The sequence below is a fragment of the Flavobacterium sp. genome, assembly GCF_039932285.1.
Lineage (GTDB): Bacteria > Bacteroidota > Bacteroidia > Flavobacteriales > Flavobacteriaceae > Flavobacterium.
Window position 1 is genome coordinate 1 of sequence record NZ_JBDTQE010000040.1, and the last position, 25,421, is coordinate 25,421.

Annotated in this window: 21 protein-coding genes and 1 pseudogene; 17 read left to right on the forward strand and 5 right to left on the reverse strand. The window is 31.3% G+C overall.

Annotation, left to right across the window (positions count from 1 at the left end; all coding sequences use genetic code 11):
• Positions 1–52: 52 nt before the first annotated feature.
• The 4 genes and pseudogenes from ABI549_RS08640 to ABI549_RS08655 form a co-directional block, all read left to right on the forward strand.
• Positions 53–832 (forward strand): annotated as a pseudogene (locus ABI549_RS08640) (RHS repeat-associated core domain-containing protein); the annotation flags it as partial.
• A 1-nt stretch (position 833) separates the two neighbouring features.
• The gene (locus ABI549_RS08645) at positions 834–1,478 is read left to right on the forward strand and encodes a hypothetical protein (protein ID WP_348076056.1); all 645 of its coding nucleotides are present in this window, start codon (positions 834–836) and stop codon (positions 1,476–1,478) included.
• 359 nt (positions 1,479–1,837) lie between these two features.
• Positions 1,838–2,269 (forward strand): hypothetical protein, encoded by a 432-nt coding sequence (locus ABI549_RS08650; RefSeq protein ID WP_348076057.1) that lies wholly within the window; start codon positions 1,838–1,840, stop codon positions 2,267–2,269.
• Between the two features lie 3 nt (positions 2,270–2,272).
• Entirely contained in the window at positions 2,273–2,701 is a 429-nt protein-coding gene (locus ABI549_RS08655) for a hypothetical protein (RefSeq protein ID WP_348076058.1), read from the forward strand.
• Positions 2,702–2,906: 205 nt separating this feature from the next.
• On the opposite strand, the gene ABI549_RS08660 is transcribed toward ABI549_RS08655, so the two are convergent.
• From ABI549_RS08660 to ABI549_RS08670, 3 genes are all read right to left on the reverse strand, one after another.
• The gene (locus ABI549_RS08660; RefSeq protein WP_348076059.1) at positions 2,907–3,398 is read right to left on the reverse strand and encodes a hypothetical protein; all 492 of its coding nucleotides are present in this window, start codon (positions 3,396–3,398) and stop codon (positions 2,907–2,909) included.
• Positions 3,399–3,777: 379 nt separating this feature from the next.
• A complete protein-coding gene (locus tag ABI549_RS08665) occupies positions 3,778–4,779 on the reverse strand; it encodes an IS110 family transposase (protein ID WP_348076060.1) in 1,002 nt (333 codons plus the stop codon).
• A gap of 427 nt (positions 4,780–5,206) precedes the next feature.
• On the reverse strand, positions 5,207–5,728 hold the full coding sequence (locus ABI549_RS08670; RefSeq protein WP_348076061.1) for a hypothetical protein: 522 nt from the start codon (positions 5,726–5,728) through the stop codon (positions 5,207–5,209).
• A gap of 110 nt (positions 5,729–5,838) precedes the next feature.
• Between ABI549_RS08670 and guaA the strand changes: the two genes are divergently transcribed.
• From guaA to ABI549_RS08695, 5 genes are all read left to right on the forward strand, one after another.
• Positions 5,839–7,368: a glutamine-hydrolyzing GMP synthase gene (guaA, locus tag ABI549_RS08675; protein ID WP_348076076.1), complete on the forward strand. Its 1,530-nt coding sequence runs from the start codon at positions 5,839–5,841 to the stop codon at positions 7,366–7,368.
• Positions 7,369–7,497: 129 nt separating this feature from the next.
• The gene (locus ABI549_RS08680; protein ID WP_348076062.1) at positions 7,498–9,423 is read left to right on the forward strand and encodes a LysM peptidoglycan-binding domain-containing protein; all 1,926 of its coding nucleotides are present in this window, start codon (positions 7,498–7,500) and stop codon (positions 9,421–9,423) included.
• Between the two features lie 44 nt (positions 9,424–9,467).
• Positions 9,468–11,372, forward strand: a complete 1,905-nt coding sequence (locus ABI549_RS08685; RefSeq protein ID WP_348076063.1) for a LysM peptidoglycan-binding domain-containing protein — start codon at positions 9,468–9,470, stop codon at positions 11,370–11,372.
• On the forward strand, positions 11,372–11,773 hold the full coding sequence (locus ABI549_RS08690; protein WP_348076064.1) for an OsmC family protein: 402 nt from the start codon (positions 11,372–11,374) through the stop codon (positions 11,771–11,773). The genes ABI549_RS08685 and ABI549_RS08690 overlap by 1 nt, the downstream gene beginning before the upstream one ends.
• A gap of 83 nt (positions 11,774–11,856) precedes the next feature.
• Positions 11,857–12,087 (forward strand): DUF3820 family protein, encoded by a 231-nt coding sequence (locus ABI549_RS08695; protein ID WP_348076065.1) that lies wholly within the window; start codon positions 11,857–11,859, stop codon positions 12,085–12,087.
• 56 nt (positions 12,088–12,143) lie between these two features.
• Here ABI549_RS08695 and ABI549_RS08700 read toward each other — a convergent pair whose 3' ends face one another.
• Positions 12,144–12,476: a DUF4870 domain-containing protein gene (locus ABI549_RS08700; protein ID WP_348076066.1), complete on the reverse strand. Its 333-nt coding sequence runs from the start codon at positions 12,474–12,476 to the stop codon at positions 12,144–12,146.
• Between the two features lie 178 nt (positions 12,477–12,654).
• On the opposite strand from ABI549_RS08700, the gene ABI549_RS08705 reads away from it, so the two are divergent.
• The 7 genes from ABI549_RS08705 (at position 12,655) to pafA (ending at position 22,879) form a co-directional block, all read left to right on the forward strand.
• Positions 12,655–14,268 carry a CTP synthase gene (locus tag ABI549_RS08705; RefSeq protein ID WP_348076067.1) on the forward strand — a complete coding sequence of 538 codons (1,614 nt, stop codon included), beginning with the start codon at positions 12,655–12,657 and terminating at the stop codon, positions 14,266–14,268.
• Between the two features lie 92 nt (positions 14,269–14,360).
• The gene (gene yidC, locus ABI549_RS08710) at positions 14,361–16,262 is read left to right on the forward strand and encodes a membrane protein insertase YidC (RefSeq protein ID WP_348076068.1); all 1,902 of its coding nucleotides are present in this window, start codon (positions 14,361–14,363) and stop codon (positions 16,260–16,262) included.
• 149 nt (positions 16,263–16,411) lie between these two features.
• Positions 16,412–17,179 carry a hypothetical protein gene (locus tag ABI549_RS08715; RefSeq protein ID WP_348076069.1) on the forward strand — a complete coding sequence of 256 codons (768 nt, stop codon included), beginning with the start codon at positions 16,412–16,414 and terminating at the stop codon, positions 17,177–17,179.
• 139 nt (positions 17,180–17,318) lie between these two features.
• Positions 17,319–18,506, forward strand: coding sequence for a tRNA 2-thiouridine(34) synthase MnmA (gene mnmA, locus ABI549_RS08720; protein ID WP_348076070.1), 1,188 nt, complete (start codon positions 17,319–17,321; stop codon positions 18,504–18,506).
• 55 nt (positions 18,507–18,561) lie between these two features.
• Positions 18,562–20,196, forward strand: a complete 1,635-nt coding sequence (locus ABI549_RS08725) for a S8 family serine peptidase (RefSeq protein ID WP_348076071.1) — start codon at positions 18,562–18,564, stop codon at positions 20,194–20,196.
• 20 nt (positions 20,197–20,216) lie between these two features.
• The gene (locus ABI549_RS08730) at positions 20,217–21,161 is read left to right on the forward strand and encodes a nitronate monooxygenase (protein ID WP_348076072.1); all 945 of its coding nucleotides are present in this window, start codon (positions 20,217–20,219) and stop codon (positions 21,159–21,161) included.
• Between the two features lie 86 nt (positions 21,162–21,247).
• Complete coding sequence (gene pafA / locus ABI549_RS08735) at positions 21,248–22,879, forward strand: alkaline phosphatase PafA (protein WP_348076073.1); 1,632 nt, start codon at positions 21,248–21,250, stop codon at positions 22,877–22,879.
• Positions 22,880–22,932: 53 nt separating this feature from the next.
• On the opposite strand, the gene lysA is transcribed toward pafA, so the two are convergent.
• A complete protein-coding gene (gene lysA / locus ABI549_RS08740) occupies positions 22,933–24,138 on the reverse strand; it encodes a diaminopimelate decarboxylase (protein ID WP_348076074.1) in 1,206 nt (401 codons plus the stop codon).
• Between the two features lie 264 nt (positions 24,139–24,402).
• Here lysA and sucC point away from each other — a divergent pair.
• Positions 24,403–25,421, forward strand: a 1,019-nt coding sequence (gene sucC, locus ABI549_RS08745; protein ID WP_348076075.1) for an ADP-forming succinate--CoA ligase subunit beta, incomplete at its 3' end; no start/stop codon positions are given.

Below are 25,421 nucleotides of genomic sequence, written 5' to 3' on the forward strand. Positions count from 1 at the left end.
GGAGATAACAAAATGATAAAAGCGGTCTAAAAAACGGTTAAAGACATACAAGTATAAGTATAATGGAAAAGAGTTGCAAGACGAGCTGGGGCTTAACATGTATGATTATGGTGCGATGTTTTATGACCCTGCAACGGGTAGAAGAAACAATATTGACCCATTAGCGGAGAAATCAAGACGATGGTCACCTTATAGTTATGTTTATAATAATCCAATGTATTTTGTTGACCCTGATGGGATGGAAGCATCACCGCCAGATTGGTTCGTAAATAATAAGACAGGTGCAGTAGTGCAAGTTGAGGGGCAATCTAAGTTAACTCAGGCTACTGCTACTAGTATTGGTGCTGGTGATGCAAAAAATTATGATAGATTAGGTGCTGACAATATGTTTGGGAATAATAATAAAGCAGCGAATGAAGTTAGAGAATTAGGTGCTAGCGTTGTAGAAAATCCTGAAAGTTTTATGAATAAACAAGGGTATGACAAAGCAGAAAATGTTACTGTTAAAGAGACGGAGATGAAGGCTGGTGGAAGGATGGGTGAAGAAAATATAGTTCAGATAATTCCTGAGATTAAACAAATTGGAGAGACAAAAGTGACATATACTAAAGACGGAACTCTAGATAAAAAAGACATACTTCAAAAAGAGTCAAACGCTGGGCGTTATTCTTCGATAGAGAGAGTAACTTATAATGTGAATAAAACTCCAGGTACGGCTAATAGTGATAATGCTTACTTTTATTCAAATAAAACTAACAATGCCAATAATGTAGGAACAGTAGCTTCAATACTTAATAGTTTGATGAAAGTTGCTAAAGCAATTCTAAAATAAGATGAAAAAAATAATAATTCTATGCTTTTTACAAGCATTAATTTATGGATGTGACAATAAAGGTTTTCTAATAGAAAATAATAATAAGAAATTAAAAGAATATAAAATAGATTTTGAGGACACTCTTGTTGACCAATTTCCAAATAAAATACCATATTCGAATGTAAATGTAGTTTCCAATACAAATGTAAAGAAGAATGATATTGGTCTGTTATTGTATGAATATGAAGTTGATGGAGGAGATATTAAGAATATTAGAAAAAAATTTGGGAAAAGAGCAATCGCTAAATACAAGTCTAGTGATTCATGCTTTTTAGTTGTAAATCGTTTTGAAACTGATGAAACATATGAAAAATTTGAAGTTGTAGAAGCTATAGATAGTACGGAAGTTAATAAAGAATGTGCAAAACAGCTTTACCCAATACCAAACTTTATAGGTTCCACCTATTCTAAAGGGAAAAATGACATAAAATTAGATGATAGTTTTGAAATATATGTTTTAGAATCAAAAGCAGGGAATCATTTTAAAAAGTTTGATGTTCAACCTTCGCCACAAATGCCTGACCAATGGAAAAATGGTTATTCAAAAGGTATTGCGTTAAGTGAAAAGAATAAGACAATTATTTACTGGAGTATTATTTGGTAAATAAGTTTTCCAGATTCGGTTTATGCTTCGTGAGGCAACATAACCAATATCACCCACACATAATAAGGATGAGCTGTTCCCAAAGTATCGGAAGGCTCATTCTTTTTTTTGTTTATGGTAATCTGAAATGAAAAACCAGTATAAATACGTATTGTGAGAAATAGTGGAATTCATTTTCTTTTTACGGTTTTCCGTAATGAAATAATGAATTTGTTGGTGTTATTTGTTATTGAAAAATAACTATATCACTAAATTTAGTTAGGTGAAAATACCTGAATTTAGGGATTGCGAGATATGGGTTTTTAACTGATATTGCAACTTTTTAATAATGGTCTACGCATTGAAAATCAGAATGATTAATGAATAAAATAGATTTCTTACAAGAATGGTTTTATAAAGAGGAAGATAGGAAAGGAATTTTAAACGATTCATTAAATATTCCAATAGGAATTTTAACAGGGATTCTTGCAGGAGTTTATTTTCTTGTGAGTAAGTATAATTATTGTAGTGGTAGTGAAATTCTAAAGTTTATATTTATTACCCTAATTGTAGTATCTATTATTTTTTGGTTAATATGTATTACTTATTTACTATTGTCGTATAACCCAAGAACTCATATTGATGGTACGGTGATAGGCGAAATAAGAGCAGTACAATATCAAAATCAATTAAAAGGTGGAGACTATAGAAGGTCATATAACGATGGAGGTGGAGGATTCCAAATGCTAAATTCAAATGGAGTTCCTAAAGCACAGGTTCCACCAACTATTATAACAACTATTAATAAATAATTCATGAAAAAACTATTAACTATCTCTTTTGCTATATTATTTTTAAGTTGTGGGACTACAAAAAAAGTTTATTTTAAATCTGATACTTTTAAGTCTAAAGGGAGCTTAGAAAATTTTGAAATAATTATTCCAAGAGATTATGCAAATTTAAGCTCATCATCTCAAAATTATATTTTAAAAAAATGGAGTTACACAGATGATAGTTTCATCTATATCTCCTTTGATGTTTCTTTTGCAGATAGTCCAAATAAAGAGAATTGGATGAAATGTTCTGATGCTGAAAAAGGGATTAAATGTACTGACGGAATTGATTTCAACGGAAAACATTGGAAAGAAATAGTTAGTAATGATTTAGTAATTGGATATAAAAATGTCCCAAATGAAAGAAAAGAGGAATTTGATAAAGCTTTGTTATCCTTAAAAAAGCAATAAAAAATCAGATTCACAGATTCGGTTTTTGCTTCGTGAGGCTCACAACCAATATAACCCACACATAATAAGGATGAGCTGTTCCCAAAGTATCGGAAGGCTCATTCTTTTTTTGTTTAATAATCTGTTTCCAGCAATGGCATTCGGTATTAAAATGTATCTAGTGGGATAGGTATTAAAGCTTTTACTCTTCTTTTTTCGAGGGTTCTTAAATTTTCCATCCTAAACGGTAAGCTAAATATATAACCGCTAGAGCGAATAGTGCCGTTATAATTTGAACGATAATATTTTCTTTAATTAGGTTTAGTAATTTTGGGGTATTTTTCTTTCGACTAATAAAATTATCAGGCGAAAATATTTTTAAATATTCAAAATGATTGTGTATGGTATGTGCATAGTCAGTTAGTAATAATTCAGAGTATCCATTTAATCGATTATCTCCTTTTATTGCAAATCCTTTTATAACAAGTTTAGCTTGAACTTCCTTATATTTTTTATCCAGTTCAGAATTCAATTCTGGGTACTGATTATGTCCTAATAATATTTCTGGAACAGTTGAAATACCTTTCTTTTTAATTCCTTCGACAACCCATGCTGCTAAATTAGCCACATGGAATGCCCAGTTTTCTTTTTCTCTTTCTTGGAATTGAATGATTTCCTTTAATTGTTTATTTTCCTTATATTTTTTTATAATATTCATGTGAAATTAAATTATCTGAGATTTTAAAATTGTTTCGACATTAAACCTTTCAACTAAAGTAGAGTTTCTTTCGTTTGGAATTTCATAAGTCAGTAAAATACTCTCAGTATCCAACTTATTTTGTGCCTTCGGATGAAGTATTAATCTGTGTGGGGAAGTGAATAAATTTGATGGATTGAATCTAGTTACAAACACCCGATAGCGCGGATTTGTAATCCGTGATTACTATGATCTTACCAAATAAAAATTCATAAAAAAAGCATTTATTTTTTGTCAATAATTTAATAACTTTGGGTTAGGAAAAACAAATAGGTTTTGCAAAGGGAAAGAGATAATTACTCTCTTTCCTTTCAAAAGAAAATTTTTTTTAATATTTTTTTTAAGCTATTTCTCTTTTTTCAAAGATTTTATTCTCTCTTATACAGGCACATATCCGATGTACTAGTTTGTTTCTAACATTATTAATTACAAGCATTTTGCTTTTTCCTTCTTCTACTTTTCTATTAAAATACAGCTTTAGTTCTGGGTCGCATTTAATTGCTGATAATGCGCACATATGAAGTTGTTTTTTTAGTTTTTTATTTGCCAAATAATGCACTTTGGGCTTTGCTCTTATACTTTTTCCTGATGTATGTTCAAAAGGGACAACACCTGCATAACAAGCTAATTGACGGGGAGTTGAATACATTGTAAATTCATTTGTAAAACAAATCAAAAACAGCGTAGTTACCCTCCCAATACCTATAACCGATGTAGCAATTTTATAGATTCTACAAAGATTTTCGTCTTCATTTATTATTTTATCCAATTGCTTTTCAATGTTTTTTAAATCTAAATCAATTCCTTTGATTGTAGTTTTTTGTAGTTTTTCGGAGAACTTAGCTAATTCTAAATCAAATGATTTGAGTTCTTTGACGTTACGTAATAAACTCGCTTTTGTAGCAACTAGTTTCTCTCGTATTGATAAAATATTTTTGATTTTATCAATTTGCTTTCTTGGAGGATTAAAAATAATGGCATCTTCAACATTTTTCATTGCATAAAAAGCGATTCTTTCCGCATCTACTTTGTCGTTTTTACCTCTTTGAATTCCAATGCTTTTGATTATTTTTAATGACATTTCAACCCAAATAGAAAACTTGTAAATCATTAAATATTTGATAATTAATTTACCATACATTCCTGTGTGTTCTAAACAAACAAGCGTATTCTCAAAAGTAGAACCTTGCTCTTTCAACCATTTACAAAGGGATTTGATTCCTTTGTAATCATTCACAAATTGACTATGAATTGATTTTTCTTTATTCCCATCCAAAATCACAACAGCATCAAAATATTCTTTTGACACATCAATGCCTAAAAAATGTTTAAATTTACTCATAAGAAAAGTTTTTAAAGATTAGCAACCAATCTATTGAACACACTCGTAACCTTGATAATAGGCCTAAAAACCTGAATTACTATTTGATGCTTATTCAATATAAACTGATAAAGTCCTAATCACAGAATAGATCTTGAAACCTTGCCCACAAAATGGTTCACTTTATCAGTTTGGTTGTTAGTTTAAAATTACGAATAGTTTATTATGTAAATCTAAAGGCCCACAATGAGAATAAAAGAAAACAAAAAGCAACTTGTAAAATAGTTGCTTTTTTTGTTATTATGAATAAGCTTTTTGGTTTTATAGTCCCAAGAAATGCGTGAGTTCTGGTAAACCATTTTTAATTTTTTTTCCTAAAACTAGTTTTTTCCTAACCAAAATCTCATTAAATATTTTTGATAATTATCATGTCATAATTCACTCCTGATTATAGCGGATCGGCAACCACGCTAAACCTCATATCAGCATTTATAGTAATATCTTGCGATAATGTTTCTTTAGTAGTTATTTTAGTTCTCAATTTATAACTAGACGCTTTAATATACGCATCTAATTTTTGAGTGGTACAAGTTAAATTTATAGTATTAGCTGTCGAAACAATATCATCAGCATAAGCTAATTCAATCTCGTCATTTGCATTTGTAGAAATATAAATATGCACTGCTTTGAGAAAACTAAATGTCTTATTTGCTGGGTTTGTAACAGTAAGTTTTAGTTCTTGCAATTTTACATCTTTTACTAAATCGGCTCTTGTATTGTTATTGCTAAAATTTGATGATGAGTTTGTGGTAACATCTGGAGTTGGAATTTCGAGAGGAGAATTTATAACAAATCCACTACTTACAGTAAAAGAAGCTTGATTAGTTACGCTAAATGTTAATAATTTATCAATTTGACTACATGATATAAATGATGCAATAATAATGGCTAGAAATATTTTTGATTTCATATTTTTTATTTAAAAAAATAATAATTAAAATGTGTTTTTACAAATGTATGAATACTTTTAAAATTGTAAATTATATTTTAGAATTTAAAATTTTAAAAGTATTTTTGCGCATGCAACACAACGTACTAATTTTAGATTTCGGGTCACAATACACACAACTTATTGCCCGTCGCGTTCGCGAATTAAACATATTCTGCGAAATTTTTCCTTATGATAAAATCCCCACGGATTTATCTATTTATAAAGCTGTAATTCTTGGAGGAAGTCCGTTTTCTGTTCGTTCAGAAGATGCTTTGCATCCTGATTTATCCCAAATTCGGGGCAAACTGCCTTTACTAGCAGTTTGTTATGGCGCACAATACTTAGCCCATTTTTCTGGAGGTGAAGTTGCTGCTTCGAACACTCGCGAATATGGTCGTGCCAATTTGACTCATATTAAGGAGAACGAAACTTTTTTTGACAATGTAAATCTAAACTCACAAGTTTGGATGTCACACAGTGATTCTATAAAAAAATTACCTACAAACGGAATCAAACTTGCCAGCACACAAGATGTAGAAAATGCTGCTTACAAGATTGAAGGCGAAACAACTTATGCCATACAATACCATCCAGAAGTATTTCATTCGACCGATGGAAAGCAAATGTTAGAGAATTTCTTGGTAAAAATAGCCGAAGTTCCTCAAAATTTTACACCAAATGCTTTTGTTGAAGATATGGTAGCCGAATTGAAAGAAAAACTGCAAGATGATAAAGTGGTTTTAGGACTTTCTGGTGGCGTCGATTCGACTGTAGCAGCGGTTTTATTGCACCAAGCGATTGGTAAAAACTTATATTGCATTTTTGTAAATAACGGATTGTTAAGAAAAAATGAATTCCAAAATGTATTAGACCAATACAAAGGAATGGGTTTGAATGTAAAAGGTGTTGATGCTGGTGAAAGATTTCTTTCTGAATTGGCAGGAATTTCTGATCCAGAAACCAAACGTAAAACTATTGGACGTGTTTTTATAGAAGTTTTTGACGATGAATCGAAAATTATTGAAGATGTAAAATGGTTGGCTCAAGGAACTATTTATCCTGATGTTATCGAATCTGTTTCGGTAAAAGGGCCTTCGGCAACCATCAAATCGCATCATAATGTGGGTGGTTTGCCCGATTATATGAAACTACAAATCGTAGAACCTTTGCGCATGCTTTTTAAAGATGAAGTGCGTAGGGTAGGAGCCACTTTAGGAATTGATGCTGAACTGTTAGGTCGTCATCCTTTTCCTGGTCCAGGATTGTCTATTCGCATTTTAGGTGATATTACACCAGAAAAAGTTCAAATTTTACAAGATGTTGATGCTATTTTTATCAATGGATTAAAGGAATACGGATTGTACGACAAAGTTTGGCAAGCAGGTGCTATTTTGCTTCCTGTAAATAGTGTTGGCGTTATGGGCGATGAGCGAACTTACGAAAAAGTAGTTGCCTTGAGAGCGGTAGAATCGACCGATGGTATGACTGCCGACTGGGTACATCTTCCGTATGAATTCTTGATGAAGATCTCTAACGATATTATTAATAAAGTAAAAGGTGTAAATAGAGTCGTATATGATATAAGCTCGAAACCACCAGCAACTATCGAATGGGAATAGTTTTTTAGACGAAAATCTGTTTTTTATCGATGAACGAATTCGATAATCAAAAATGTTAAAATAAATTATGATAAGTCATTACATTAGATAACTTTGTAATGACTTATTTTTTTTAAACGAATTTATCATATGAAGTATTTAGTATTATTGTTTTTGTGTATCTCGAATTTTGTCTTTGCTCAACAAGAAAAAACACTTACTCATAAAGTGGCTAAAGGTGAAAATATTTTTCAAATTGCAAAAATTTATAATATTACACCTTCAGATATTTATAAAATTAATCCTGGAACTGAAAGCGGAATTCAGGAAAATCAGATTCTAATTGTGCCTAATAATCAGTCTATTTCTTATAATTTAAAGAAACTAGACGCTCCAATTGCTACTTCTCAAAAGAAACACCAAGTATTGTCTAAAGAGACGCTATATAGCATCTCTAAACAATATAATGTTGATGTTGAGGATTTAGAAAAAACAAATGAAGAGGTACTCAAATTAGGTTTGCAAGTAGGACAAACATTAATTATTCCCGAAACAACTCAAACTTCTGTTGTTGCAGTTAATACAACTTCTAACAATAAAAATAATCATCAAGTACAACCCAAAGAAACATTATTTAGTATTGCTCGTTTGTACAATGTTTCGGTACAAGATTTAGATAATTCTAATACAGAAGCTTTAAAGGACGGATTGCAAATAGGAGAAAGTATTGCTATTCCAAACAAAAAGAAAACATTAAATGGTCAAGCAAGAATTATAAATGCGGAAACCGTTTTTCATATTGTAGCACCAAAAGAAACAAAATATTCTATTGCAAAAAAGTATGGTATTTCTATCGAACAATTAGAAACTCAAAATCCAGAAATTATAAATGGATTGGTTGAAGGAAATAAATTAGCTATCAATGTAAAACAAATAAAGCCCAACAACGATAACGAAGAGCTGATGATTGCACTTGCTGAAAAACAAGCGGCTATCGAAAAAAACAAAGCAAAAACAATCGAAATTGAAGATTTACAAGACAAACTAATCGTTCAAAAACAAATGAATCAGAAGGTGTTGAAAGTAAATTCATTAAAAGTAAATCTTAACGAAATAGATGAAACCAAAGGAGGTTCAGCAAAAAAACTGAAATTGGTATTGGAAGCCAATAAAAATATTCAAGAAATTTTAATTTCAAAACTAGATTCTCTTGTAGTAACAATGAGTGATAATCTTGAAGCTCTTAAAAACAAAGATATTGATGATTTACAAGAGTCGAAAAATTTAGAAAAAGATTCTTATAAAAACATCGGAGAAACAAACGAAATGTTGCTAGATTTGAAAAGAGATTTAGCTGATAATAGAAAAATATATACAGGTTTAATGACTAAAGTGCAACGAATTACGTTGGCAGAAAACCATGAATACAAGAAAAAGGTAAATGAAAATCAGAAAATAAAAAATAATCCTTCGGAAGATACTGAATTGCTTGAAGTGATTAAGACTATTCAAAGCAAGCAAGAAGCAAACGAAAAACGAAACAAGCAATTATTTACAAAAATAGATTCGCTTGGTGTTGAAAAAAATGTGGAGTTAAAACGTAGAATTTCTAAAGCCACATTTTATAGTTCGGAAGCCAGAGATTATGATGATAAATTAGCACAAGTAAAACTAAAACGATACCAAAAGAAGTCTTTAGAAACCAATAAAGATTTGGCAGATAATTCTGAAAATAAACCAACTGCCGAACAAATTAAAAAAGCATTAAAAGATAAAGATTATAATGAACAAAAAGCAGTAAAAATTGAAGTTTTAAGAAACCTAAAAGAGGTAGAAGATGGTTTTTATATCATTGTAAATACTTTTTCGGAAGCTGAGCCTAGAGATGCTTTTGCAAGACAAGTCACGGATTCTGGCGAGATAAATACTGGATTTTTCTATAATATAAATATTTTCTCTTATTATGTTTTTACAAAGAAATTTAAAAATGTAAACGAAGCACTTTTCGAATATAATTTAAAGAAAGAAAATCCATTGTACAAAAACATGTTTGTTGTACAAATCGAAAAAGAATAATAAAAACCCCAAATTTTAGTTATAATACCATACAAACCTACATAATGAAACATCTTATCTATATCGCTTGCTTATTGTTTTTTGGAACTAGTATTTCATTAGCGCAATCGACGAATTTAATAAAACATAAAGTACAAAAAGGAGAAACAATTACTCAAATTGCAATAAAATATAGTGTTACGCCTTCAGATATATACAAACTAAATCCTGATGCTCAGAAAGGACTCGAGGAAAACACGATTTTAATTATTCCTAAAAAAGTTGTTAACGCTTCAGATTCTGGCACAAAAAAACACACTGTTTTAGCTAAAGAAACTTTGTACAGTTTGTCTAAATTGTATAATGTTTCTATTGCTGATATCGAAAAAGCCAATGTAGAAATACTAAAAGAAGGTTTAAAAATTGGTTTGGTAATAACTATTCCAGTAAAAGGAAAAACAGTTTCTGCGGTAATTCCTAAATCAAATATTCCAAAAGCAACAATTTATCACGAAGTAAAAGCGAAGGAAACTAAGTATGCAATTGCTAAGCAATACGGAATTACAATCGAACAATTAGAAAAGTTAAATCCAGAAATTGTAAACATCGAATTGCCAATAGGTTTTAAACTATTAATAAGTGGTGAAAAAACGATTGAAATAACAAAACCAGAAGTAGTTCAAACATCTATACCAAAACCGACAGAAAGTTTGTATGTTATAAAAGCTAAAGAAACTTTATATAGTATTTCGAACCAATTTGAAGTAACTCAAGAAGAATTACTGGCATTAAATTCAGAATTAAAAGATGGCGTTATAGAAGGAATGTCTATTAAAGTTCCAATAAAATCGTCGGCTTTAGTAGTGAAAAAAGAATACAAAGATTTAACAAAAAGTATTCAAAAAGGGACTAATAAAAAGCTAGCATTATTACTTCCGTTTAATCTGACTAAATTAGATCGAGATACTATCAATTCGACTAGAGCACGTCTAAAAAAGGATAAATTCCTAAATATGACACTCGATTTTTATGCAGGTGCTTTGGTAGCAATCGATTCTGTTCGTAAAATGGGTTTAAATGTTGATGTGACTATTTTAGATTCTAACGAAACCAAATCAACATCTAATGTAACCAATTTGGTTCAAGAAAATAATCTAAAAACTTTTGATGCTATTGTAGGGCCATTTTATCAGAATAATGTCGAAAAAATTGCAGGTTTATTAAGTGAAAGTAATGTTCCCGTTTTTTCGCCATTGTCTAATGATTATGATAAAAAATTTCCTAATTTAGTCCAATCTACGCCATCTTCGGATGATATTAGAAATGCGATGTTCGATTTTATGAGAGCAAAAAACGGTAATATTATTGCTATTGTAGATCCTAAAAAAGCATCGGTAAAACAGTATATTTTAGAAAACCAAAAAGAGGTTGCTTTCGGACAATTTACAGACAAAGGAACTTTAAATGTAGAAAATCTAAAATCAATTTTGGTTAAAGACAAAACCAATTTTGTCATTATGGAAACCGAAAAAACAAGCCTTATTTTGAGTATTACTAATGCATTATCTAGTTTGTTACCTAATTATGACATCAAATTAGTGATTTTAGGAGAAAATAGCGCTTTAGATTATGAAGAAATTTCGATGTCTAGGCTTACAAAATTAAAAATGCATTATCCGTCACTAACTCGTGTTAATGAATCAGACGAATCGATTATTTTTGAAAATACATTTAAAATAAAAAATAAAATCCTACCCAATCAGTTTGCTACACGTGGTTTCGATATCACTTTTGATGTTTTATTGCGTTTAGCCCAAGAGAAAAATATTACCGAAACACTAAACGAAACTGCAACGGAACAAGTAGAGAATAGATTTTATTACAAACAAAATCCAGACGGAGGTTATACAAATAAAGGCGTTTATATCTTATTTTACGATACAGATTTAACCATAAAAGAAGCGAAATAATGACATCAAAAATAACTTATTTAGGAGATTTAAGAACTTCCTCCATTCACTTACAATCAGGAACCGAAATTCTTTCGGATGCACCAGTAGACAATAACGGAAAAGGAGAAGCATTCTCACCAACCGATTTAGTTGCAAATGCCACAGGAAGTTGTATGATGACCATAATGGCAATAAAAGCTAGAGATTTGAACGTCGATTTAATAGGAACGACTGTTGAAGTTACTAAAATCATGCAAGCCGAGCCAAGAAAAATTGCTAGATTAGAAATTATCATGAATATGTCGATTGCTACCGACGAAAAAACAAAAACTATCCTTGAGAGAACAGCTATGAATTGCCCAGTTTTATTAAGCTTGAATCCAGATATTGAAAAAGATATCACAATAAACTGGAAATAATATAAGTCCAAAGTCATAAATTCGAAAGTCACAAGATTTTCGACTTTATAATTTTCGACTTTATGCTTTTACGCCTTTCAACTTTGGACACAAATCAAAAACAACTCATCAAACTCGCTCATACAAAAATGCCTTTTGGCAAATATGAGGGCTATTTTCTTATAGACATTCCAGAATATTATATTGTTTGGTATAGTAATAAAGGATTTCCAAAAGGAGAATTAGGAGAGCAACTGAAACTAATATACGAGCTCAAGCTAAACGGTCTGGAAGAATTAATTAGAAATATAAAAAAGAAATACCCAAAACCATAAAAAAAACCTGTCTAATTATACAATAAGACAGGTTTTTGTATTTTGAAATTATAATTTTACTTGATAAAATCGAATTTATCTAAAAACAAACTTCCTACTAATGGAACTGGCTTCTCTTGTTCATTTACCGCATTTACAATACCTATAATCCAAAGAATAAATATTCCAAGCCCAACAATTGTGAATAAAATGTATAATGATGGAACAAAGCTCAGAATGATATTTTGTAAAATAGCATTTAAAACTCCTAAAATTGCTAATCCAAACGATTGTTTGAGATGAAATTTAGCTAAGGATGATTTTTCAGGATTGTTTCCATACATAATAAATGCAATCACCCAACCTATGATGGTAATATAGCTAATAATAGAAATCGTTTTTTTGTCCATAATATTTGTTTTTAGATTGTTAGTTATTCAAATATAAAAAAAAATACAAATAATCTGTAATTTTAAATAAAAAAAACATTAAAAAATTAAAGGTTAATTGTCAATTTTCCATTGCTAATTATCAATTAATAATTGTACTTTTGCCACGTTTTTTACACAACTACAACAACACAACACAATGAATCAAACGAAATATATTTTTGTTACAGGTGGCGTTACTTCTTCTTTAGGGAAAGGTATTATTGCAGCTTCTTTAGCAAAATTATTACAAGCAAGAGGCTATAGGACAACAATTCAAAAATTTGATCCTTATATTAATGTCGATCCAGGTACGCTAAATCCTTATGAACATGGCGAATGTTATGTTACTGATGATGGAGCTGAAACAGATTTAGATTTAGGTCACTATGAGCGTTTTTTGAATGTACCTACATCTCAAGCAAATAACGTAACTACTGGAAGGGTTTATCTTTCAGTCATTGAAAAAGAACGTCGTGGCGAATTTTTAGGAAAAACAGTTCAAGTTGTACCTCATATCACAAATGAGATTAAGGAACGTATGCAGTTGCTAGGAAATTCAGGGGATTATGATATTGTAATTACCGAAATTGGAGGAACAGTAGGTGATATCGAATCATTACCGTATATCGAATCCGTACGTCAATTGGTTTGGGAATTAGGAGAAAATAATGGAATTGTAATTCACTTAACCTTGGTGCCGTATTTGGCAGCAGCTGGTGAATTGAAAACAAAACCAACACAACATTCTGTAAAAACATTGATGGAAAGCGGTATAAAAGCCGACATATTAGTTTGCAGAACAGAATACGAATTATCAGAAGATTTGCGTCATAAATTGGCTTTGTTTTGTAATGTAAAACGTGAAGCAGTTATTCAATCTATTGATGCTTCAACGATATATGATGTTCCTAATTTGATGCTTGAAGAAGGGTTGGATAAGGTAGCCTTAAAAAAATTAGATTTACCTGAAAAATCGACTCCAGACTTAAAACTATGGAATGAGTTTTTGCAAAAACATAAAAACCCGAAACATGAAGTAAATATCGGTTTAGTTGGTAAATATGTTGAGTTACAAGATTCTTACAAGTCAATTTTGGAAGCATTTATTCATGCAGGAGCCACAAATGAGACAAAAGTAAATGTAATTTCTATTCACTCAGAATATTTAGATGTCAAAACGGCAGAAAATCAATTGAAAGGGTTAGATGGCATACTAGTTGCACCAGGATTTGGCGGTCGCGGAATAGAAGGAAAAATAGAAACTGTTCGTTATGCAAGAGAAAATAACATTCCGTTTTTGGGAATTTGTCTTGGAATGCAAATGGCAGTCATAGAATATTCACGAAACGTTTTGGGTTATGCTGATGCTAATTCGACCGAAATGAATGAAAATACTTCACATCCAGTAATAAACTTGATGGAAGAGCAAAAAACAGTTACAGACAAAGGCGGAACCATGCGTTTGGGTGCTTGGAAATGTCATTTAACAGAAAATACTTTAGCACATAAAATATACGGAAAATCAGATATTTTAGAGCGTCATCGTCATCGTTATGAGTTTAACAGCGATTATTTAGAAGTATTACAAAAAGCAGGATTAATCACTTCTGGAGTAAATCCAGAAACAGGTTTGGTAGAGGTTATAGAATTGGAAAATCATCCGTTTTTTATAGGCGTTCAATACCATCCAGAATACAAAAGTACAGTATTGACTCCGCATCCATTGTTTGTTAGTTTTGTGGCAGCGGCTGTAAAAAATAAAAATAATTAGGTGTAAAAATTTATTTTGGTAACAAAATAAAAAAATACAGACTAACATAAGCTTACCGCTTGAAGCCTAATGCTTAAAGCAAAATTTAAAAGATGGAAAAGAAGAAATTAGACCTTAATTCGATTATTGGATTTGTATTAATTTTTGGTATTATGATTTGGATCATGTATCAAAATAAACCAACACAAGCAGAAATTGATAAAAAAGCCAAGCAAGAACTAGTTGAAAAAGCTAAAACTGAAGACAATCAAGTAGCAAAAGTTACTGAAACAGCTGTTTTGCCAACAGATTCAGTTCAAGTTGCAAAAATGAAAGCCACTTTAGGTAGCTTTGCTTATTCAGCAACATTGCCATCTGCAAAATCTGAATTTACTACAATAGAAAACGAAGTGATTATTTTAAAAATCGCTAATAAAGGTGGGTATATTGCCGAAGCGACTTTAAAAAACTTCAAACAAATTTCTAAAGATTCGGGGAAATTAGTTCAACTTATTAAAGACAATAATGCAGGTCTAAATATTACACTTCAAACCCAAGACAATAGAACATTAAATACTAAAGACTTGTTTTTTGAGCCTACCCTAACAAAAGTAGGAGCAGATCAAATTCTTTCAATGAAATTGAAAGCAGGTGTAAATCAGTTTTTAGAATATAAATATGTGCTAAAAGCTAATGATTATATGTTAGATTTTGATGTTCGTTCGCAAGGATTAGCATCGGTTCTAAACACAACAAAACCTGCAGATTTAGAATGGAGTTTAAAATCATTTCGTAGTGAAAAAAGCATCTCGAACGAAAATCGTTTTACTGATATTAGATATGAATATGAAGATGGAAAACACAATAATGTAGGACAAGGAAAAGACAAAGAAGAAACTTTAGACAAATTGACTTATGTAGCGTATAAGCAACATTTTTTCTCATCAATATTATTAACAAATACGCCATTTGAGAAAACAAAATTATATTCTTCAAACATAGTCGACGAAGAAAAAGGAGATACTATTTATACCAAACAATTTAGAGCGAATATTCCTTTAGCGTTTAAGAATGGTGAGGTAGATTATAAGATGAACTGGTATTATGGTCCATCAGATTATAAATTATTAAAAACATATAATAAAAATCTAGAAAAAATTATTCCTTTAGGTTGGGGAGTTTTTGGATGGATTAATATGTTTATTTTCATTCCATTATTTGGATTTTTAAGTTCTTATATTTCTTTAGGAATTGCGATTATTATTTTTACAGTAATTATCAAAATTGCAATGTCACCTATTACATATAAGTCTTTCTTGTCTCAGGCAAAAATGAAAGTTTTGCGTCCTGAAATAAATGAATTAAACGAAAAGTTCTCAAAAGATCCAATGAAAAAGCAGCAAGAAACAATGAAGCTGTATAATAAAGCAGGGGTAAACCCAATGGCGGGTTGTATTCCAGCTTTGATACAAATTCCGTTTATGTATGCTTCGTTTCAATTTTTTCCTTCTGCAATCGAGTTGAGACAAAAAGGATTCTTATGGTCGCAGGATTTATCTTCTTTTGATACTGTTTTATCTTGGAAACAACATATTCCAGTTATTTCAGCAGTTTACGGAAACCACGTGAGTTTGTTTGCACTATTGGCAGCTATTGCGATTTTCTTTTATACAAAAATGACAGCTGGAGACCAACAAATGCAAGCGCCACAACAAGAAGGTATGCCAGATATGGCAAAAATCATGAAAATGATGTTGTATATATCGCCAGTAATGATGCTTATTTTCTTTAATAATTATGGTTCAGGACTTAGTTTATATACACTAATTTCGAATGTAATTACAATAGGAATTATGTTTGTGATTAAAAGATATATTGTAGATAATGATAAGATTCATGCTCAAATACAAGAAAACAAGCTAAAAGAACCTAAAAAGAAAGGTAAGTTTCAACAAAAATTACAAGAAGTAATGGAACAAGCTGAAGCACAAAAAGCAAAAGATAAAAACAAATAAAAAATTAAAATCATTCGTTACGGCGAATGATTTTTTTTATAAATTTAGAATCGGTATTATTTTTGATGTTGTGTTTATGTAATAGATTATTACTTCAATAATAAAAAATAACATTTAGAGTTAATACAAAACAGTCAATATTTAAAATTATGAAGCCTCAAACAATCAAAAAATATTTAGTTTTTATAATATTAGTAAACTTCTCATTTGGTTATGCTCAAGTAACAAAAGTAGAAACGCCAAAAGCAGAAGAAATAAAACCTCAAATTTCACCTAATAGTTTCGACGAAAATGGTTTGCGTCAAGGATTATGGAATGGTTTTTACGATGATTCGAAAATATTACGATATGTGGGTAATTTTAACCACGGAAAAGAAATAGGAATGTTTACATATTATGCCAATAGTGATAAAAAATTAGTTTTGGCAACTCGAGATTTTGATACTAAAAATGGTGCTTTTACTATTTTTTATGATGAAAATAAAAACAAAGTAAGTGAAGGAAACACCGTTAATAAATTGCGTGAAGGACTTTGGAAATATTATCATAAGAATTCAAAAGAAATCATGACCACTGAAAATTATGTGCATGATAAAATTGAAGGAACTAGAAAAGTATTTTTTTCAGGAGGCTTATTAGCGGAAGAAGTGTCTTACAAAAATAACTTGAAACAAGGAATTTCCAAAAAATATTCTAAAGAAGGAAAATTAGTTGAAGAATCTACTTTTGCAAATGATGTCATGCAAGGACCATATAAAGTTTATGACGGATCTGGTAAAGTAGTCGTCTTGGGTCAGTTTAAAGAAGACAAAAAGAAAGGGATTTGGAAATATTACGAAAAAGGAAAATTAGTCCGTCAGATGAATGCAGATACTATAAACGGTTATAAAAAACCAAGTTTAAAGGTAAAGAAATAGTGTTTTTAGGATTTAAGAAAGCATTTAAAACAATTAATATTTCAATCATTTTTTCTAATAGTAGCATTTTATTAAGTGATTAAAATATTTATAAATGCGTTATAAATCTGTTACCTTTGTACTTTAAAGTAAAATTATAATGAAACGTGTTGTTATAGGTCTTTCTGGAGGTGTCGATTCGAGTGTTGCTGCTTATTTATTACAAGAGCAAGGTTATGAAGTAATAGGACTGTTTATGAAAAATTGGCACGATGATTCTGTTACAATTTCCAACGAATGTCCTTGGCTTGAAGACAGTAATGACGCATTATTAGTTGCCGAAAAATTAGGAATCCCTTTTCAAACAGTCGATTTAAGCGAGCAATACCAAGAGAAAATTGTTGATTATATGTTTAGCGAATACAAAAAAGGACGTACACCCAATCCTGATGTACTTTGCAATCGCGAAATAAAATTCGATGTTTTTATGAAAATTGCACTTTCTCTAGGTGCCGATTATGTTGCTACGGGTCACTATTGTCGAAAAGGAGAAATTGAAATTGAAGGAAAGCCTGTTTATCAATTATTAGCAGGTGTCGATGATAATAAAGACCAATCTTATTTTTTGTGTCAATTATCACAAGAACAACTAGCTAAATCTTTATTCCCCATTGGTGAACTCACAAAACCACAAGTACGTGCAATTGCTACTAAAATGGAATTAATCACTGCCGAAAAGAAAGATTCTCAAGGTTTGTGTTTTATAGGAAAAGTGCGTTTGCCAGAATTTTTGCAACAACAGCTAAAACCAAAAGATGGTTTAATTTTTGAAGTCGATTCAACCAATGAAATTTATAATCAAAAAGAAATAAACTTTGATTCAATCGAAGCAAAATTAGCTTTTGAAGCAAAAAATATCGAATATAGTCCAGAAGTCGCAAAGGTTGTTGGAAAGCACCAAGGCGCTCATTATTTCACCATTGGTCAACGAAAAGGATTGAATGTAGGTGGAACAAAAGAAGCTTTATTTATCATTTCTACAGATGTTGAAACAAATACGATTTATACAGGGCAAGGACACAATCATCCAGGATTATTCAAAAAAGCATTATTTGTTGCTAAAGATGAAATTCATTGGATTCGCACCGATTTGGCTTTAGCCAAAGGAGAAACCATACAAGTTATGGCACGTATTCGTTACCGTCAGGAATTGCAAAAAGCAATCTTGCATCAGTTTGAAGATGGTTTGTATGTTGAATTTGAAAGCCCACAATCTGCCATTACACAAGGACAATTTGTTTCTTGGCATATTGGCGATGAATTAATAGGTTCAGGTGTTATTTCGTAATGTTTCAAAATTATAATTTCTTTGTGTATATTTGAAATTTCAAATATACACAACTATGAAAAAACTACTACTTTTTTTAATTTTTACAATATCAATAAATGCTTTTTCGCAAGAAGATGCTTGGGTTTATTTTAATACAAAACCAAATTCCGCAGTTTTTTTTAGCAATCCATTATCTGAACTAACTCAGCGTTCTTTAGACAGAAGAACTACACAAGGAATTGCATTAGATATAAAAGACGCACCGTTATACCAGCCTTATGTCGATCAGATAGCAGCATCAAATGGAATTGCCGTTTTAGCCAAATCGAAATGGTTAAATATGGTTCATGTTCGAGGGTTGCAAACCGATATTGCTGCATTATCAGGATTGTCATTTGTAGATCATATTCAGTATGCCAATCATTCGTTGAATCCAGCAGGAAAAATTACTCAGCCTTCAAATAAAACAAGTAAAGTAAATAAATGGCAGGATACTAACGAAACTCAAGTTACCTATAATTATGGTAATTCAGCAAATCAGGTGCAAATGTTAAATTGCCATATTTTACATCAACAAAATTATACAGGAGCAGGTAAAATAATAGCTATTTTAGATGCTGGTTTTCCAGGTGTAAATACAGCAGCTCCATTTGCAAGTTTACGCAATAGAGGATTAATATTAGGTGGTTATGATTTTGTAAATAATTCGACTAATTTTTATACAGGTAATAATCACGGAACCAATGTTTTATCAACAATGGGCGCAAATGCTACTAATTTAATTGGTACAGCTCCTGATGCTAGCTATTATTTATTTATAACTGAAGATGTTGCTAATGAAGAACCATTAGAACTCACTAATTGGGTTGAAGGAGCAGAAGAAGCTGATAGGTTAGGAGTAGATGTTATAAATTCTTCATTAGGGTATTTTGGATTTGATAATCCTGCTTATAGCTACACTTATGCAAAAATGAACGGACAAACATCAGTTGCTTCTAGAGCTGTAGATATTGCTTTTTCAAAAGGAATGATATGTGTTATTTCTGCAGGAAACGAAGGCTCAAATGCCGAGCCACATGTAGGAACACCTGCTGATGCAACTTTTGCAGTAACGGTAGGTTCAGTAACTTCTACCGAAGTTAAATCTGGATTTAGTTCTATTGGTCCAACAGGCGATGGAAGAATGAAGCCAGATTTAATGGCTAGGGGTTCATCGGCTTATATTTCGACACCAACAGGAACAATTACAACAGCAAATGGGACTTCTTTTTCATCTCCAATTTTAGCAGGAGCCATTACTTCATTTTGGTCAGCATTTCCAAATAAAACCAATGCAGAAATTGTACAACTTACAAAAGCTTCTGCCGACAGATACGCAACGTCTATTGTAACACAAAATAACAACTATGGTTATGGAATCCCAGATTTTCAATTGGCTTTAAATAATGCATTATCTACACCAGAATTTTCGATTAATAATTTTAATTTGTACCCAAATCCTGCTACTAATGAAGTTGAAGTTACAAGTTCAAACAATATAATGGGTTCGACAATCAAATTTTATAATAATTTGGGACAATTAGTTTTAGAAAAAAACATTGATGCTCAAAGCCAAAAAATTTCTTTACAATCTTTAAATAGTGGTGTTTATTATTACAATATCGCTTCTACTGAAAAAACTTTGTATGGTAAATTAATTAAAAACTAAATTTCGATTAGATAATTTCAATGAACAAAATAACATCACTTTTCAATATAAAATATCCAATTATTCAAGGCGGAATGATTTGGAATTCTGGTTACAAATTAGCAAGCGCGGTAAGTAATGCAGGGGGTTTAGGGTTAATAGGAGCTGGATCTATGTATCCGGAAGTCTTACGAGACCATATTCAGAAATGCAAAAAAGCAACGGACAAACCTTTTGGTGTCAATGTCCCAATGTTGTATCCAAATATTGAAGAAATAATCAATATTATTGTCGAAGAAGGTGTGAAAATTGTATTTACATCGGCAGGAAATCCTAAAACTTGGACTAGTTTTCTAAAAGAAAAAGGAATTACAGTAGTTCATGTAGTAAGTAGTTCAAAATTTGCACTAAAAGCGCAAGAAGCAGGTGTCGATGCTATCGTTGCCGAAGGGTTTGAAGCTGGGGGTCATAACGGAAGAGAAGAAACTACTACTTTGACATTAATACCAATGGTTAAAGAACAGATTTCGATTCCACTTATTGCTGCTGGAGGAATTGCAACTGGTCGTGGAATGTTGGCTGTGATGGTTCTTGGCGCCGATGGTGTACAAGTAGGCTCACGTTTTGCCGCTTCTACCGAAAGTTCTTCTCACGACGATTTCAAAAAAACTATTATTGAAGTTGAAGAAGGAGGAACACAAGTTACATTGAAAGAGTTAGCACCCGTTCGTTTGATTAAAAATAAATTTTATAACGATGTTCAGGATTTATATACCAAATGTCCAACTCCAGAAGAATTAAAAACACTTTTAGGTCGTGCCCGTGCCAAACGCGGCATGTTTGAAGGGGATTTAGTAGATGGTGAACTCGAAATAGGGCAAATTGCAGGACTTATTCATGATATAAAACCAGCCGCAAACATTATTGAAGACATGATTACTGAGTTTAAAATAGCAAAACAAGAAGTTGCTAATTTTAAAATGTAATCAATATAAATCATTTTTTTTCTTAATCAATTTTTAATAATAAAATAAAATCTAAATTGTATTTTTGCCCTAAAAAATTAAAGTATATGAAAAAGCTATTCTTGCTTTTGGCAATTATTACAACATTAATAACCCAAGCACAGCAGAAAAATCAAATACAGGAACAAAGGCCAAAATTAGTTGTTGGTATTGTAGTAGATCAGATGAAAATGGAATATTTATACCGTTTTTCTGATGATTTTTCACAAAATGGCTTCAAAAAATTAATGACCGATGGTTATACTTTTCATAACATGCATTACAATTATATGCCAACTTATACGGCACCAGGACATGCTTCAATATATACAGGAACAACACCTGCAATACATGGAATAGTAGGTAACGAATGGTTTAATAGAACAACAGGTAAGAACATGTATTGTACTGATGATGCATCGGTAAAAATGCTTGGTGATGGACTTGTTAAAGAAGGAGAAATGTCTCCAAAAAATCTGCAAAGCACTACTATTACTGATGAGTTACGAATGACAACTAACTTCAAAGGAAAAGTAATAGGTTTAAGCATGAAAGATCGTGGCGCTATTTTGCCAGCAGGACATTTCGCTAATTGGGCATTTTGGTACAGCAGTACAGGTTCATTTATATCAAGTACTTTTTATGGCGAAAAATTACCAGATTGGGTAACGCAATTCAATCAAGAAAAAAAATACATGACTTATATAAATAAAGGGTGGGATTTACTAAATCCGATAGCTACTTATAACGAAAGTCTTTCTGATAATAATCCTTACGAAGGAAAAATTGATAAAACAAAAGATCCTGTTTTTCCTTATGATTTAAAAAAAATATATGACCAAAAAGGAGCTGAAATATTAAAAAGCACACCTTATGGAAACGACCTTTTAGCCGATTTTGCGATTAGAGCTATCGAAAAAGAAGCATTAGGGAAAGATGATATTACCGATTTCCTAACCGTAAGCTTTTCTTCTACAGATTATGTTGGACATACTTTTGGTGCACATTCAATAGAATTGCAAGACACTTATTTGCGTTTAGACAAAACCATTGCTGACTTCATTGCAAATTTAGACACAACCGTAGGAAAAGGAAATTATCTCTTATTTCTAACAGCAGATCATGCAGGTGCTGAAAATGCTAGTTATTTGAGAGATCATAAATATGATGTAAAAAATATTGATGCAAATGACTTAACTGCTAGTTTAAAAAAATTCTCCGAAGAAACTTTTGGAGCTAACCTAGTTTTAGATTATTCTAACGCTAATTTGTTTTTTGATAAAACAATAATAAAAGAAAAAGGTTTAGAATTAAGTAGAATAAAACAAAGCTTCAAAGACTATTTAATGACTTTCAAAGAAGTAAAAAGAGTCTATACTGAAGAAGAAATACTAAATTCGACAGGTAATGATTATTATTCAAATTTTATTTTTAAAGGATATGATCCTAAGCAAAACGGTGATATAGTTGTATTATACGGAACAGGAAATATCGACCATGGAATTACTGGGACAACTCACGGAACTCCTTATAGTTATGATACTCATGTGCCTTGTATTTTTTATGGTTGGAATATAAAAAAGGGAGAAACCCACGAAAAGAAAGAAATTACACAAATTGCACCAACAATTGCACAAAAAATTCAAATCCCATTTCCTAACGGGACACAAAGTAATGTACTTTCAGAAATTTTAAAATAAAAATATAAAAAAAGCGGTCTAGTAAATTTTACGAAACCGCTTTTTTTATATTTTTACATTTCAATCATAATCTGATTTTTTAACAAATCGTCAAAAGTCTCTCGCTCACGAATAAGATGTGCTTTGCCATCTTTCCATAATACTTCAGCTGGTTTGTATCGAGAATTATAGTTGGAAGCCATCGAAAAACAATAAGCTCCTGCATTTCTAAAACTTAAAATATCCCCTTCTTTTATTTCCGAAATTCTTCTGTTTGTGGCAAATGTATCAGTTTCACAAATGTATCCTACAACCGAATAAAAACGTTCCTTCCCTTTTGGATGCGAAATATTCTCGATATAATGTTCTGAACCATAAAGCATGGGACGAATTAAGTGATTAAATCCAGAATCGATTCCCGCAAAAACGGTTGAGGTTGTTTGTTTTACAACATTTACTTTGGCTAAAAAATAACCAGCTTCACTTACCAAGAATTTTCCAGGTTCGAAAGTTAAAGTTAATGATCTGCCATATTCTTTTTCGAAAGCATTAAATTTTTTCGACAATTTTCTTCCTAATTCTTCCACATCAGTTTCGATGTCTCCTTTTTTGTAGGGAACTTTAAACCCACTTCCAAAATCGATAAAATCTAATGTTTTGAAGTTTTTTGCTGTATCAAATAATATTTCTGAAGCATACAAAAACACTTCAATATCTAAAATATCCGAACCAGTATGCATGTGAATACCGTTTATATGCATTTTTGTATTTTCTACAATTCGCAATATATGTGGTAATTGGTGTATCGAAATACCAAATTTACTATCAATATGTCCTACCGAAATATTTGAATTTCCGCCAGCCATTACGTGAGGATTTATACGAATACAAACTGGTATTTGTGGGTGTTTTGCTCCAAATTGCTCTAATATAGATAAGTTGTCAATATTAATTTGAACACCCAATGCTGCAACTGCTTCAATTTCATCTATAGAAACACCATTAGGTGTATAAATAATTTTATTTGGAGAAAAACCAGCATGTAAACCTAGTTTTACTTCCTGAATAGAAACGGTGTCAAGTCCAGAATCTACCTGTTTCAGTAGCTTTAAAACAGAAATGTTCGACAATGCCTTGACAGCATAATTAATACGTAGTTTTTCTACCTTAGAAAAAGCATTTGTTAAACGTTGATACTGTGATAGAATTTTTTCGGCGTCATACACATAAAGTGGACTACCAAATTCTTGCGCTACTGAAAGTAATTGATTAGATTCCATTATTTTAATAATTTTAGACAAAAATATTATAGAAAGATGAGGTAACCAAAAAATAATTAATAATTTAATAAAATTTATCGAATTTAAACCTATTTTATTATGAAAAGCATAATTTGAAATACATTTTTAATAGATGCGAAATATTATACATCTCTAGGTTAAAATGAAAAGCAAAGAAAAGCAATAAATAAAAAACAAATTCAGTTAGAATATTAGTTCTAAATTTATTATTTTTGTGCCACTCAAAAAGTCAAAAACTTCATTATGAATATACACGAATATCAAGGAAAAGAAATTTTAGCAAGTTACGGTGTACGCATACAACGTGGTATTGTTGCAAATAATCCTGTAGAAGCTGTTGCTGCTGCAAAACAATTAACTGCCGAAACTGGTACAAGCTGGTATGTAGTTAAAGCTCAAGTTCACGCTGGTGGACGTGGTAAAGGTGGTGGAGTAAAGTTGGCTAAAAACTTGCAACAGGTTGAAGAGATTTCTGAGCAAATTATTGGTATGCAATTAATTACACCTCAAACATCTGCGGAAGGAAAAAAAGTACACAAAGTTTTAATTGCAGAAGATGTTTATTATCCTGGTGAAAGCGAAACTTCTGAGTTTTATATGTCAGTTTTACTAAACAGAGCTACCGGACGTAACATGATTGTTTATTCTACCGAAGGTGGAATGGATATTGAAGAAGTTGCTGAGCACACACCACATTTAATTTTCAATGAAGAAATAGATCCAGCAGTTGGATTACAAGCTTTTCAAGCAAGAAGAATTGCTTTTAACTTAGGTCTTTCTGGAAATGCATTTAAAGAAATGGTGAAATTTATCGACTCTTTATATAATGCTTACATTGGTTCTGATGCTTCGATGTTTGAAATTAACCCAGTGCTAAAAACTTCGGATAACAAAATAATGGCAGTAGATGCTAAAGTAAATATAGATGACAACGCATTATACCGTCAGCCGAAATATGCTGATATGCGTGATATTCGTGAAGAAAATCCTATCGAAGTTGAAGCTAAAGAAGTAGGTCTGAACTATGTAGATCTTGATGGAACTGTAGGTTGTATGGTAAATGGCGCAGGTCTTGCTATGGCAACTATGGATTTAATTAAATATGCAGGTTTCGAACCAGCAAATTTCTTAGACGTAGGAGGAACTGCCGATGCTAAACGTGTTGAAACAGCTTTCCGTATTATTTTGAAAGATCCGAACGTAAAAGCAATTTTGATTAATATATTTGGTGGAATCGTTCGTTGTGACCGCGTTGCACAAGG